This window comes from Allobosea sp. Root381, from assembly GCF_001429395.1.
Classification (GTDB): Bacteria; Pseudomonadota; Alphaproteobacteria; order Rhizobiales; family Beijerinckiaceae; genus Allobosea.
Genome location: NZ_LMJT01000012.1, coordinates 114,413 through 128,052 on the forward strand (window position 1 = coordinate 114,413; position 13,640 = coordinate 128,052).

The following is a 13,640-nucleotide window of genomic DNA, read 5'->3' on the forward strand; positions in this document are numbered from 1 at the left end:
GATTGTCGCCACCACCTGACTGTCGGCGCGTCGTCGCTTAACGGCGAAAAGATGGTGGACGCTCGAAGGTCGCGCGTTCACCAGCAACGCGTGAGCCGCTCTTGACCCAGCACGAGCCGCATGACGTGACCGTGCCGCCCTTTTCCGTAAGGGAGGTTGGCGCCTCTTGGTCAAGACGTTCGCAACTGCGGCCCTGAACTAGCGCCCAGGGCGCTCCGAAAAAGCGTCGATTGGCTGGACAGAAGCCGCCGCGTCGTCTTGGATCAAAGATCCGTCTGCTCCAAGAGAAGCAATGCATCATCAACTTCGATGCCGAGATATCTGACGCTGCTCTCGGGCGAGACGCTGGAAGCGTTGCTGATCATCGAGCGGCATCCTTGCCTCTGAGCGGACCTTCGCATCACGATGAGTCGAAGGCGAGATCGACCGTTATATCGCTGCAATCGCGCTAAGCGGGTCAACTGGCGGCTATGATTTGGCTGCGCTGTTAACTCGCAGGGTCACAGTAAGTGCTGTTGAGGGGGCCACGTTCCCTACTCAGGGCTTTTCGGCGCTGCTGGGAGGAAGTCCTCAAGCTGCGTCCAATAACCTGGCCGATACGGGGTTGGGAGAAACCGCTCGTGCAGAGTTCGTAGAGTTACATCCGGATCGAGATCAGCGAAGAGAGCTGGATGGAGCCAGCGTGCGATGCATTGCAGCGCGGCAAACTGATAGGGGCTGTTGTAGAACTGGTGCCAGATCGCATAGACGCGCTTTGCCGCGACCGCCTGCCCATGAGCGAAGGCAGGACGTTGTGCCAGAGCCGCAAGCTTGCGGCGGGCTTCGGCAAGATCGGCACCGGGGCCGAGCCCAACCCAGGCTCCTCCGGGCGCGAGCATATCCCAGTTGCCGCCGGTGACGATCACCACCTCGGGATCGCGCGCGACGATGGTCTCGGGATTGATGGTGCCGAAGGTCCCTGGCAGCAGCTCCGAGCCGAGATTGCGGCCACCGGCCATCTCGACCAGAAGCCCGAAATTCTCCTTGCCGAAGCTCATGCAGCACGCGTCGGAATAGCCGGGGATGCGGTCCAGCATCACGAGCGGACGCTTCAACCCCTGAGCGGCCGCGATCGGCCCCGTCACCTTGGCGATCTGCTCTTCGCGAAAGGCGATCAACTGCTCGGCGATAGCCTCGCGCCCGAGCAGGCGCCCGAGCAGGCGCAGCGACGGCTCGGTGTTGCGCAGCGGCGCATGCCGAAAATCGACATAGAGCACCGCAATGCCCACGGAGGCGAGCTTCTCGACGAGTTGCGTCTCGGCGCTCGCGCGCTCGGCCTCGTAGTTCAGGATCAGAACGTCCGGCTGTAGCGCGATCGCCTTCTCGAGGTCGAAGCCGCCCGCCGCCGCACTGCCGAATTTCGGAAGCGTGGCGATTTGCGGATAGCGTTCGGCATAGACGCGGTAGCTGTCCGGATCGGCCTTCTCCAGGTCGTCGCCCCAGCCCACGATGCGGGCGAAGGGGTTTTCCCGGTCCAGCGCCGCGATCGCATGGATTTGCCGCGCCTCGCCGAGCAGGATGCGCCGGACGGGAACCTCGACGGCAACCCGGCGGCCGAGTACATCGGTGATCGGCGCCGCTCCGGTCGCGCTGCCGCTCATCGCCGCAATGGGCAGCGTGGAGGCCAGAGCCGCTAGCACGGTGCGCCGGGATGGTCGGTAGCGCCGCGTCATCACAGGTCCACGGACATGGAGAGAAGATAGGTCCGCGGCGCCCCTTGCGTGAAGGTGCCGAAGGAGGCCGCACCCGCCCAGTATTTCGCGTCGGTCACGTTCATCACATTGGCGCGGAAGGTCGTCTTGCGGCCGCTGAACTCGGTCGCATAGCGCAGCCCGAGGTCGAGACGCGTCCAGTCCGGCAGCGCCTGCGTGTTGGCAGCATCGACGAATTGCTTGCCAGTGTGGATGATCGCGGCGTTGAGGGTGAGGCCCTTGACCCAAGGCATGTCCCATTCCGCGCCGAGATTGAGCTGGATGCGCGGCGCGCCGATCGGGGCGTTGCCGATATTGCCCGCCGCCGCCGTCCGGGTGAGCTCGCCGTCGAGCAGGGTCATCCCGCCTAACACGCGCAATTGCGATGTGAGCTGGCCGAAGGCACTGAATTCGAGGCCGCGGACGCGCTGTTCGCCGGTCTCGGCAAAATATCGGGCGGGGCTGAGCTCGCCGATCGGGCGGGTGATCTGGAAGGCGGCAATGGAGCCGCCGAAGCCGTCGAAGTCGAGCTTGACGCCGGCCTCGATCTGCCGGGCGACATAGGGCCGGAGAATCTCGCCAGCATTGGTCGCGGTCGCCGGCGCGATGTCGCCGCGGCTGAGGCCTTCGACATAGTTGCCGTAGAACGAGACGTTCTCCCAGGGACGGACAACGAGGCCGGCGAAGGGCGTCGTCGCGCTCTTGTCGTAGGCTGAGGACAGCGTCCCGACATTGGAGACGTAGTTGCGCGCCTCGATGTTCTGGCGCCGCGCGCCGAGCGTCAGCAGCACGCGTTCGTCGAAGGCGGACAGCGTGTCGGCTACGGAGAAGCCCGTGAGCGTGCTGTCCGACAGGCGGGCGCGCGATCCGAGACGCAGCGGCGCAATCTCTGGCACGCGGACCGGGTTGTAGATGTTCGACGCGTATGAGCCACGCGCGGCGGTGAACTCACGCGCCGTCTCCTCGCGATAGCGGGAGAGTTGCATCGTCAGGGCGTGACGGATGAAGCCGGTCTCGAACTTCGCCCTGATACCGCCTTCGAAGATCTGACGGTCGACGCCGAGATCATAGAATTGCGGCGCCGTCGTCGTGTCGCCGAGAGCGTTGTTGATGGTTGGCGCCGAGGCAAAATAGCGCTCGACGCTGGTGTGCGAACCACCGACGTTGCCGAACAGGGTGACGCCGTCGGTAACGTCGTACTCCATCCGCAGCAGGCCGCCCTGGTCCTGGACGTCCGAATACTCCCATGGCTGGGTGACATTGCGCCTTCCAGCGGGAGCCTTGGGCACGGGCACGCCCGCCCTCATGAAGAACGGACGCAGCGGCGCGTCGAACTTGTCCTTCTGCGCCACCGCATAGGCCCAAGCCCTGAAGCGCTCGCCCTGATAGTCCAGCGCCAGCGCGGCGACACCGCTCTGCTCGGATTGATGATCGACGGCCGTCTTGCCATCGTTCAGGTTGGTGACGACCCGCAAGCCCCATTCGCGATTGGCACCGAAGCGGCGGGCGAAATCGAGCTGCCCGCCGAAGCGCGCGGTCGAGCTGTAATCGAGCGTGACGCGGGTGAGATCCTCGCCGGCACGCTTGGGCACGATGTTGACGACGCCGCCGATGCCGCCATTGGGGGAGACCCCGCTGATCGCCGCCGACGGGCCCTTCAGCACCTCGATGCGCTCTGCGTAGTCCGAGAACACGCGCAGGCTCGGCGCAACGCCGTAGACGCCGTCGAACGCGACCTCTCCGCTCGTGCCCTCATTCACCGGGAAGCCGCGAATATAGAAGGAATCGAACGGCGCTCCCGTGCTTTGCGTGGCGCGCACGGACGGGTCTAGCGCGAGCGCCTCGGCCGCCGTCCTCGCCTGCCGGTCACGAATGAATTTGTCCGTGTAGCTGGTGACGCTGAAGGGCGATTTCCTGGTCTCGGTATTGCCGAGGATTCCGAGACGGGCGCCGGTCGCGACCTGGCCTCCGGCGAAAGCCGGCGGGACCTGCGAAGCGGCCACACCATCGACGACGATCTCGTCGAGCTGGACCGGGCTCTGGGCCGCGACAGGCGCGCAGGCCAGCGGAACGCTCGCGATGGCCAGGGCGGCCGAGCAGGCCTTGGCCGTCGCAGCCTTCGCGAGGCGGCGCCGCTTCGTCGTAATGAAGTTCTTCGGAAACGCATAAATCGTCATGGAATTTCAGGCCTTCGGTAAAATCGAAAGTGTCGATTGACCGATCTCTTGAATTCGACTGACGATGCGAGTCAATAATATTTTATGATGCTGGAATTATCAATCTGCCGTGTCGTTTATATGCAACGTGTAATTTGTAATTACTTTAATATGAGTTCCTGATGTTGATGTGACGAGGCCGCGCACTGCATCGGCGCGCCGTGCTTTGGCCAGACATCGTCCGACGATGCCGATAAGGCCCGGGATTCGTCGATGGCAATTTTCCGGGGGCAGCCTCTAAAAAACAGAAGCCTGGGGGTCAGGCGGCGTATCGATCGACCAGCGCGCGCGCGTCCTCGATTTCGCTGCGAATCCAGTCTTCGACGACGACGACCTCGCGTCGGCGGCGCATCTCCGGCGGCCGCACGAGATAATAGGAGAAGCCGGTCGGTACCGCCTTGCGCAGCGGCACGACCAGCCGGCCGGACTGGATCGCTTCATGCGCGAGGACGACGTCGGTCATGGCGACGCCCAGCCCGGCCTCTGCCGCGCTAAGAGCCATGTCCAGTGCATCGAAATCAAGACCGCTGCGCGCATCCAACGCGGTGTGGGACTTTTCCGACCAGGTCGCCCAGTCGCGTCGATCCGGCAGAGGGTGAAGCAGCGTGGCCGCGCTGAGATCGGTCTCGACGCCGCGCGCTTCGAGATAGCCGGGCGCGCAGACCGGCAGGATCCATTCCGGGTAGAGCTCGGTCGCGCAATCGGCAGGCCAGTTGCCAATGCCGTAGCGGATGCCGAGATCGGCATCGTTGTCATTGAGCGTCATGTCGTTCAGGCGCGTATGGACGTTGACCTTGATCAGCGGGTGCCGCTCCTGAAACGCTCGCAGCCGCGGCAGCAGCCAGCGCAGCGCGAATGTCGGCAGCACTTTGATGGTCACCGCATTGCGCTCGTTGCGGAACGGATCGATGGCGTTTGCGATGTGGTCGAAGGCTTCCTTGACGCTGAGCGCAAGGCGGCGCCCCTCATCGGTGATCTCAAGCCCGTTATGGCTGCGGATGAAGAGCACGGCGCCAAGCTGATCCTCCAGGATCTTGACCTGGCGGCTGACGGCACTCTCGCTGACGTTCAAAACGAGCGCTGCCTTCTTGATGCTGAGTTGCGCCGCCACGATCTCGAAGCAGCGCAGAGCATTGAGCGAAGGCAGTCTGCGGCTCATCTCGGCCTCCTCCTCAGGATTCTACGCATCCTTTCACTGCCCGTCCATTCTCGGATCGAGGGCGTCCCTTAGGCCATCGCCGACGAAGTTGAAGCTCGTGTGACGGCGAGGGTGATGGCGAGGCCGGGGATGATGGCGAGCCAGGGCGCGCTGGTCAGGTAGCTCTGGGCGCTTTCGAGCATGTTGCCCCAGCTCGGCGTCGGCGGCTGGATGCCGTAGCCGAGGAAGGAGATGTAGCTTTCGGCCAGGATCGCATGGGCGACGTTCAGCGTCGCCGCGACGACGATCGGTGCCACGGCGTTCGGCAGCAATTCGCGGATCATGATGCGCAGGTTGCTCGACCCCATCGCGACCGCGGCCTGCGCGAACTCGCGGGTCTTGAGCGAGCGGATCTGCGCCTCGACGACRCGSGCGACCTCCATCCAGGAGGTCATCGCGATCAGCATCACGATCGAGGGCACGGAGGGCTGGATCAGCGCCGAGATCGCCAGCAGCAGGAAGATCGAGGGGAAGCAGAGCATCGCRTCGACGAAGCGCATCAGCGCAGCCCCGATGACGCCCTCGTAGAAGCCGGCGATGAGCCCGACCATGATGCCGATCGCCATCGCGATCGCCATGGCCGAGAAGCCGACGGCGAGCGAGATCCGCCCGGCCATCAAGAGTCTTGCGAGGATGTCGCGCCCGAGCGGGTCGGTGCCGAGGATATGCGATCCGCCAAAGGGCGGCGCAAAGCGCTGGCGGATGTCCGCTGGCGGATGTCGATGAAGGTGTCGGTATAGGGCAGCAGCCAGGGCCCGACGATACAGGCCAGCGTCAGCAGGATGATGCTCGCCGCACCGAAGACGGCCAGCTTGTGGCGGCGGAAGCGGCGCATGCCGCGGCTGTTCCAGAACCCCTCCGGCCCCATCGGCAGCGCATCGACGGTCGGCTGCAGGCTCATCGGCCGCTCCTCGCGATACGGGGATCGGCGATGCCATAGAGCAGATCGGCGATCAGGCTGCCGAGCAGCACCAGCACGGCCGTGAACATCAGGATGCCCATCACCACGGGGTAGTCGCGATAGCTGATCGAATCGAGGAAGAGGCGCCCCATCCCCGGCCAGGTGAAGACGGTTTCGGTGACGAGCGCGCCCGAGAGCAGCGTCGGCACATGCAAGCCGGTGATGGTGATCATCGGCAGGAGCGCGTTGCGCAGGCTGTGCCGCAGCAGGATCTGCCGTTCCGGCACGCCCTTGGCGCGGGCGGTGCGGACGAAATCCTGGTTGATCACGTCCAGCATCGAGGAGCGCATGTAGCGGCTCCAGACGGCGGTCGAGACCAGCGCCAGCACGATGCAGGGCCCAATCAGGTGGTGGATGCGGTTGAGGAGCGAGGCGTCGCCGATGGTGTAGCGGTTGCCCGCCGGCAGCCAGCCGAGGCCGACCGAGAAGACGTAGATCACCACGAGCCCGAACCAGAAGGTCGGGATCGAGAGCGCGATCATCGCTCCGATGGTGGCGAGCGAGTCGAACACCGAATAGCGCCGGATCGCGCCGAGGATGCCGATCCAGGCGCCGAGCAGCATGGCGAGCAGCGTCGAACTCAGTGGTGGCGAGCGAGTCGAACACCGAATAGCGCCGGATCGCGCCGAGGATGCCGATCCAGGCGCCGAGCAGCATGGCGAGCAGCGTCGAACTCAGCATCAGCTCGAGCGTCGCTCCGATATGCGCGGCGATGATGTGCAGGACCGGCTGCTGGTCGCGGTAGGACACTCCCCAGTCGCCACGCAGCATGCGCCAGAGCCATTCGGCGTACTGCACCGGCAAAGGCCGGTTCAGGCCGAGCTGTTCCGCGATGCGGTCCAGATCGGCCTGGGTCATGTCGCCGCCGGCGGCGAACTGCGACAGCGGCCCGCCCGGCGCCAGATGCAGGATCGAGAAGCCGATCACCGAAACGATCAGCAGCAGGACGACGGCCTGCAGCAGNCCGCCGGCACGACGGTGCGGGATTGGCCCGGGGTCGGGGGGCCGCCAAGGGCCGGCGGCGAACTGCGACAGCGGCCCGCCCGGCGCCAGATGCAGGATCGAGAAGCCGATCACCGAAACGATCAGCAGCAGGACGACGGCCTGCAGCAGCCGTTGCAGGAGAAAGGAGCTCATGAGCGCTCAGGCCGCCCAGTACCAGTCACGCAGGTTCCAGCAGTTGGACGAGCAGTTGATGTTGGCTGCGAATCCGCTGAGCCCCTCCTTAACCCCTTCCACCATGACCGACTGGTAGACCGGCAGCAGCACGAGGTCGTCGCGGACGATGCGCTGGATTCGCCCATAGGTCTTCCTGCGCTCATGCTGGTCGAACTGGCTGGCCCCGAGTTCCAGGAGCCCGTCGAGCTCGGCGTTCTGGTACTGGTAGGTGTTGAGCCCGGCCCCCTGCTTCGCGGGGATCGACTTGCTGCCGAAACGCGGCGTCACGTCCGGATCGTTGCCCACCATGAAATTCGACCCGACGGTGACGGATTCAAATTTCGACTTCTGCCAGAACTCGCCCCAGATCACGGCCGCCGGCATATTGGCGATTTTCATCTCCGCGCCGATCTGCCCCCAATCCTGCTGGAGAAGCTGCTGCGACTGTTCGCGCGCCGGGTTGCCGGTGGTGGTGGAGTTGGAGAACGCCAGGCGCATCCCGTCCTTCTGCCGGACACCGTCCGAGCCACGCTTCCAACCTGCGGCGTCCAGCAGCGTGTTGGCCTTGGCCGGATCGTGGCGATGCACCGGCAGCTCCGGCTCGAAAGCCCATGATTGCCGCGGCAGGAAGGACTCCGTGGCGACCGGAAGGCCGTAATAGATCGCGTCGATGCGGGCCTGCTTGTCCATCGCAAGATAAAGCGCTTCCCGAACGGCCTTGTCGGCGAAGGGGCCGAACTCCAGGTTGAGCGCGATATGCTCGATGAAGGGCGTCGGCGAGCGGAACACCTTGCGCCCCTTCAGGCCCTCGGCCTCCTTGGCTGCATGCGGCGGGATGCCGCCGATACCGAGATAGTCGACCTGGCCGGTCCTGAACTGCGTGTAGAGCGCCGTCAGGTCGGGGATGTACTTGAACACGACACGCTCGAGATGCGGGCCGGCGCCGTGATAGGCCGGATTGGCCTGCACCAGCATCCTGTCACCGGCGACACGCTCGCCCCAGCGGAACGGCCCAGTTCCAACGGGAGCACTGTTGAAGGGGGCGGTATTCGGATCGCTCACCTGCCCGAGGAGGTGCTTGGGCACGATGAATGTCAGCGCCAGGATCGAGAGATAGGGCGAATAGGCGCGTTCCATCCGCCAGTGGATCTCGTCCGGCGCGACGACGGTGATATCCTTGACGAGGTCGTGGCCCACGCGGTTGCGAGCGCGGAAGCCGGGCGTGTTGATCAGGTCGAGCGTGAATTTGACGTCTTCGGCGGTGAAGGGCGTCCCGTCATGCCATTTGGCGTCCGTCCTGAGCCTGATCTTCCAGTTCAAACCGTCCGGCGAAATTCCGCCGTTGGCGACGCCGGGAACCTCGCGCGCGAGGTCGGGGACAGCGCGCCCTTCCGGATCGATGAACCAGAGCGGGCTGAAGACCTGCCACCAGACGCCTTGGTCGACCTCGCTGCCCGGCATCAGCGGGTTGAAGACCGTGGGTTCCTGCGAAATGCCGGCGACCACCTGGCCGCGTGGCTTGGACGGCGGGCCGGCAGGCCTGCCTTGGGCGCGAGCAGTGAAGGCCGGTGCGAGAAGCGAGCCGGCGCCGGCGGCGAGGCCCAGCGCCAGCACCGCGCGGCGGCGCAGATCCGTCCCCTTGAAATCATGGCCTGACATGGTGGTATCCCCTCTTTTGACGGGCTGTCTTCAGCCTCGTGTTCAAGGCAGCGATCGGCCGCCGACGTTTCAGTCCCCCGCGTCCAGGCTCTCGCGCTCCGGAGAGAGGTCGGCCTCGGCGACGCCCAGCTGCTTGATCGGATCGGGCAGCGGCTTACCGGCGACGAGGGCGGCGATGGCCTGCCCCATGGCGGGCGAGGTCAGGATGCCGCAACCGCCCTGGCCGGCGAGCCAGAAGAAGCCGGGCGCCTCTCGCCGCATGCCGGCGACCGGATTGCGGTCGCGGACGAAGCTGCGCAGCCCGGCCCATTGGCTGAGCGGCCGGCCGACGCGCAGCCTGGTGTCGCGCTCGATGTTCTCGATCGCCTGGGCGACGTCGATATCCTCTGGATAGGCGTCGAAGGGTGCGACCGGCACCGCATCGGCGAGGCTGCCCATCAGGCAACCCGGCTCGGGCTTGACGTACCAGTCGTAGTCGACGGTGCCGACATGCGGCCAATCGCGCGCGTCGAACTCCGTCTGGAGGGCGAAGGTGAAGGCCGTGCGCCGATGGGGAACCACGCCCAGCGGCGCGAGACCGGCCGTCGCCGCGACCGCGTCGGTCCAGCCGCCAGCCGCATTGACCAGCACCTCGGCTTCGATCTCCCCGCCGTTCCAGCTCAGCCGCCAGCGACCGTCCGCGCGCATGATCGTCTGGACATCGGCGCGGGTGAAGAGATGCGCGCCTGCAGCCCTGGCGCCACGCAGATAGCCCTGGAGCAGGACATCCACGTCGATATCCATTGCGTCCGGCTCGTAGACGCCGGCATCGATCCGCTCGGCCCGCAGCGCGGGAAACAGCGCCAGCGCTTCGTCCCGGCTGAGCCGGCGGGCCTGCGCGCCCACCGAGGCGAGATGCTCCTCGAGGCGGTGCAGCGTCGCGGCCTGCTCGCTGCGCCCGACGGTGAGGCAGCCGCGCGGCGTCAGGATCGGCTGCTCCGCGAAGCCCTCGGGAGGCGCCTCCAAAAAAGCGCGGCTCGCCTGCGCCATCCGCCGCATCGTCGGGGCGCCGATGCCGACCGTAAACTGCGCCGCCGTGCGGCCGGAGCTGTGATAGCTGAAATGCTGCTCGCGCTCGATCAACGCGACCGAGCCGTGCTTCGCCAGGAAATAGGCTGCGGAAGCCCCGGCGATCCCCCCTCCGACGATAGCGACGTCTACCCGCATCGGCTCAATGCCACTCCAGCTGCAGAACGGCCCGGCCACATTCGGCCTCGCCCTGCCTGACATCGGCACCGCGATGGCCGGATGTCGATTTCAATTTTGAGAAGCCGAGCCCTGAAAAACGACGGCCTACCCCGAATTCCTCGGCCACCACCTCGAATTTTTGAAATCGACAGCGCCCCCGCCGCCATTGCCTGTGACATGCGACGACAACCGCAGCGAAGGCGAGCCATGGCATTCACGATCATCGACAAACCCGGCCGGAGCCTGATCTTCTCGGGCAGCAGCTTCGAGGCGGCATACAGCTACAGCCGTGCCGTCGTCGTCGGGGCGCAGATCATGCTGTCGGGCACCACCGGCTACGATTACGCGACCGAGACCCTCGCCGAGGGGGCCGCCGAACAGACCCGGCAGCTGTTCCGCAATGCGGAGAAGGCCTTCGCCGAGGCCGGAGCGACGCTCGCCGACGTCGTGCGCGTCAGGATCTACATCGCCCGTGCCGAGGATTACGAGCCCGTGATGGCCGCCTTCGCCGAGGCGTTCCGTGGCGTGAACCCGGCCTGCACGACCGTCCAGGCCGGCCTCTTCGACCCCGATATCCGGGTCGAGATGGACATGGACGCCGTGCTCGATGTCCCTGCTTAGCCTGTCCGGGCACGTGCCGGACGACGTGCTCGCGCAGCTCGTTCCCACGCGCGCGGCCTTGCCGCGCCGAGCCGACGTCGTGGTGATCGGTGGCGGCATCGTCGGTTGTGCTTCCGCCTATTATCTCGCCGCCGCAGGATTCTCCGTTGCGCTCGTCGAGCGGGACACCGTGTCATCCCAGCAGTCGGGCCGGAACTGGGGCTTCGTGCGCACGCAGTATCGCGACCCGCTCGAACTGCCGCTTGCCGTGGAGGCGCTGTCGATCTGGCCGGAACTGGAGCGCGAGCTCGGCGAAGCGGTGGGCTGGCGCCGGACCGGTTGCGTCTTCGTCGCCGAGACCGAGGCCGAGCACGCCGCCTTCGCGCGCTGGCGGGATACGACCCGGGAGATTTCAAGCGAGGCGCGCATGCTCTCGCGGCAGGAGACGGAAGAGCTCCTGCCGCCCCTGTCGAAGCCCGTGAAGGGCGCACTCTTCACCGCCTCCGACGGGCAGGCCGAGCCTGCGCTTGCGACGATGGCCTTCGCCCGGGCGGCCACGCGGGCCGGAGTGCGGATCATCGAGGATTGCGGGGTCTTCGCGATCGAGCGTTCAGCCGGCCGCGTCAGCGGTGTCCTCACCGAGCACGGGCGGATCGAGGCCAACCTCGTCGTCTGCGCGGCCGGTGCGCAGAGCCATCGCCTGCTGGCACCGCTCGGCCTGACGCTGCCGCAGCAGAACGTCCGCAGCACGGTTTCGCTGACGGCGCCCTTGCCGCCGCTAAGCGAGCCCTGTTTCTGCGGCTATGGCATCGGGCTGCGCCAGCGTGCCGACGGTTCCTGCATCATCGCCGCCGATTCCTGTTCCGACATCGATCTCACGCTCGATTCCATGCGAGCGATGCGCTTCTTCCTGCCGGAGTTCCTCCGCCATCGCAGCGGTTTTTCCCTGCGCCTCGGGCGGCCCCTGCTCGACGATCTGCACGAACGGCTCGCCGTGCCTAAACCGGAGCGCGCAGCGGCCGGACGCAGGCCGCGGATTCCCGCCAATCGCGACCGCGCGGAACGAACCGGCGAGGTCGTTCGCGGGCTCTTCGCCGGATCAACCGGTCTCGCGATCGTCAAATCCTGGGCTGGCTATATCGACGTGTTGCCGGACGCGCTGCCGGTGCTGGATGCTCCGGGGGCGGTTTCGGGGCTCATCGTCGCGACAGGCTTCTCCGGTCATGGTTTCGGTCTCGGCCCCGCAGTCGGCCGCCATGTCGCGCACCTCGCCAAGGGCGAGCCGGCGGATCACGCCATCGCTCCCCTGAAACTGGAGCGTTTTGCGCGCGGCACCTATGCCCGCGCCCATGCTCCGCTCTGAACCGCTACAGCCCGGGACGAAACGCAACAGACTGAAGATGGCCGCCATGGCATGAGAAGAGCAGCGTGGCAGCTGTTCCCGTCAGGCCTCGAACAGACATCCCAAGGCGCCGATCCGGCGACTAAACGCGATCGATCTCTTACTTCAGCATCGACATCCTCGATGCGTCACAACAGGCGAACGACCATGGGCATCGACGAGACGAAACGCAGCCAGCTCATGCGGTTCTATGACGGCACGCTGCTTCCGGACGAGCTGGTGGCGACCATGTCTTCGGACCAGGGCTTGTTTCCCTCCCGGATGGTGCGGCGCGGCGGCGCGATCAAGCCGTTGAAGACCTCGGCATCCGCGCTGCCGAGGCTCGCGATCCGGGATCACGACCGAAGCTTCGATCTCTGCGACTATCTGTCGGTCAATCGCATCGCCGGCCTGCTGATCCTCAAGGACGGTGACGTCGTCACCGAGCATTACGGCCTCGGCATCGGCCCCGAGACGAAATGGAACTCCTGCTCGCTCGCCAAATCCGTCGCTGCGACGCTCGTCGGCATCGCGCTGAAGGAAGGCGCGATCGAAAGCCTCGACGATTCCGTCACCCGCTACATGCCGCTCGGCGGGGTCTATGAGAAGGTCTCCGTCCGGCAGCTGCTGCGGCTGAGTTCGGGAGTGCGCTGGCGCGAGGACTACACCGACCCGACCTCGGACCGCCGGCAATTGCTGGAGATTCAGTGCAGTTGGGAAAAGGGAGGCATCGCGAGGCACATGGCCTCACTGCCGGCGCACACCCCGCCGGGCGAATCTTGGACCTACAACACCGGCGAGTCCTATCTGATCGGATTGCTGATGCAGAATGCGACCGGGAAGAGCCTCGCCGACTACTGCAGCGAAAAGCTCTGGTCGCGGCTCGGCATGGAGGCCGATGCGAGCTGGTGGTCGGAGAGCCCGGACGGAATGACGATTTCCGGCAGCGGCATGCATGCGACCTTGCGCGATTATGGCCGGTTCGGCCAGTTCGTGCTCGATGAAGGCCGCATCGGCGGCGACAAGCTGCTGCCCGAAGCCTGGAACAGCGAGGCGGGAGCGCCCTTCAAGATCGGCGAGAAGAGCGTACCCTACGGATACATGTGGTGGATACCGGTACTGGAATCGCCGGCCCTCGCAGGCAGCTTCCAGGCTGAGGGCATCTACGGCCAGCACATCCACATCAATCCGCGACACGGGCTTGTCGTCGTGGTCCTCTGCGCCCGCTCGAAGCCAAGCTATCGCCAGCGCCTCGAGATCAGCGACGACGCATTTTTTGCGGCCCTTGCCGAAGCACTCTGAGATAATCGTGGCTTGGCGCCACTCCAGGACATTGGAATATTGCCTCCAGGCGGACGTTCGCGCACGGTGGGCGGCGCCGGTCGATCCCCTTCAACGCAAGCATCGCCATGACGTCGCGTAAGGGTATCCAGCGCACAGATCGCTGCGGGGAATCGGATATTCGGAAATGGAACTGATTTGGGGTGGCAATTTGGTCACCTCGAGAGCA

8 protein-coding genes and 2 pseudogenes are annotated in these 13,640 nt (G+C 65.7%); 3 read left to right on the forward strand and 7 right to left on the reverse strand.

Features of this window, described 5'->3' with window-relative positions:
- Positions 1-533: 533 nt before the first annotated feature.
- The 7 genes and pseudogenes from ASE63_RS12030 to ASE63_RS12060 form a co-directional block, all read right to left on the reverse strand.
- Positions 534-1,712: an ABC transporter substrate-binding protein gene (locus ASE63_RS12030; RefSeq protein ID WP_056801242.1), complete on the reverse strand. Its 1,179-nt coding sequence runs from the start codon at positions 1,710-1,712 to the stop codon at positions 534-536.
- Positions 1,712-3,907 (reverse strand): TonB-dependent siderophore receptor, encoded by a 2,196-nt coding sequence (locus ASE63_RS12035; RefSeq protein WP_082609869.1) that lies wholly within the window; start codon positions 3,905-3,907, stop codon positions 1,712-1,714. Before ASE63_RS12035 ends, ASE63_RS12030 begins: the two co-directional genes overlap by 1 nt.
- Positions 3,908-4,205: 298 nt before the next feature.
- On the reverse strand, positions 4,206-5,105 hold the full coding sequence (locus ASE63_RS12040; protein ID WP_056801244.1) for a LysR substrate-binding domain-containing protein: 900 nt from the start codon (positions 5,103-5,105) through the stop codon (positions 4,206-4,208).
- A gap of 33 nt (positions 5,106-5,138) precedes the next feature.
- A pseudogene (locus ASE63_RS12045) lies at positions 5,139-6,012 on the reverse strand (ABC transporter permease).
- Between the two features lie 29 nt (positions 6,013-6,041).
- Positions 6,042-7,068: pseudogene (locus ASE63_RS28360) on the reverse strand (ABC transporter permease).
- A gap of 180 nt (positions 7,069-7,248) precedes the next feature.
- Positions 7,249-8,922 carry a peptide ABC transporter substrate-binding protein gene (locus ASE63_RS12055; RefSeq protein WP_056801246.1) on the reverse strand — a complete coding sequence of 558 codons (1,674 nt, stop codon included), beginning with the start codon at positions 8,920-8,922 and terminating at the stop codon, positions 7,249-7,251.
- Between the two features lie 69 nt (positions 8,923-8,991).
- The gene (locus tag ASE63_RS12060; protein ID WP_056801248.1) at positions 8,992-10,128 is read right to left on the reverse strand and encodes an FAD-binding oxidoreductase; all 1,137 of its coding nucleotides are present in this window, start codon (positions 10,126-10,128) and stop codon (positions 8,992-8,994) included.
- A 228-nt stretch (positions 10,129-10,356) separates the two neighbouring features.
- Here ASE63_RS12060 and ASE63_RS12065 point away from each other — a divergent pair, with 228 nt between their 5' ends.
- The 3 genes from ASE63_RS12065 (at position 10,357) to ASE63_RS12075 (ending at position 13,432) form a co-directional block, all read left to right on the forward strand.
- Complete coding sequence (locus ASE63_RS12065; RefSeq protein WP_056801250.1) at positions 10,357-10,770, forward strand: RidA family protein; 414 nt, start codon at positions 10,357-10,359, stop codon at positions 10,768-10,770.
- Positions 10,757-12,112 (forward strand): FAD-dependent oxidoreductase, encoded by a 1,356-nt coding sequence (locus tag ASE63_RS12070; RefSeq protein WP_082609871.1) that lies wholly within the window; start codon positions 10,757-10,759, stop codon positions 12,110-12,112. Before ASE63_RS12065 ends, ASE63_RS12070 begins: the two co-directional genes overlap by 14 nt.
- 186 nt (positions 12,113-12,298) lie before the next feature.
- On the forward strand, positions 12,299-13,432 hold the full coding sequence (locus tag ASE63_RS12075) for a serine hydrolase (RefSeq protein WP_056801253.1): 1,134 nt from the start codon (positions 12,299-12,301) through the stop codon (positions 13,430-13,432).
- Positions 13,433-13,640: the final 208 nt, after the last annotated feature.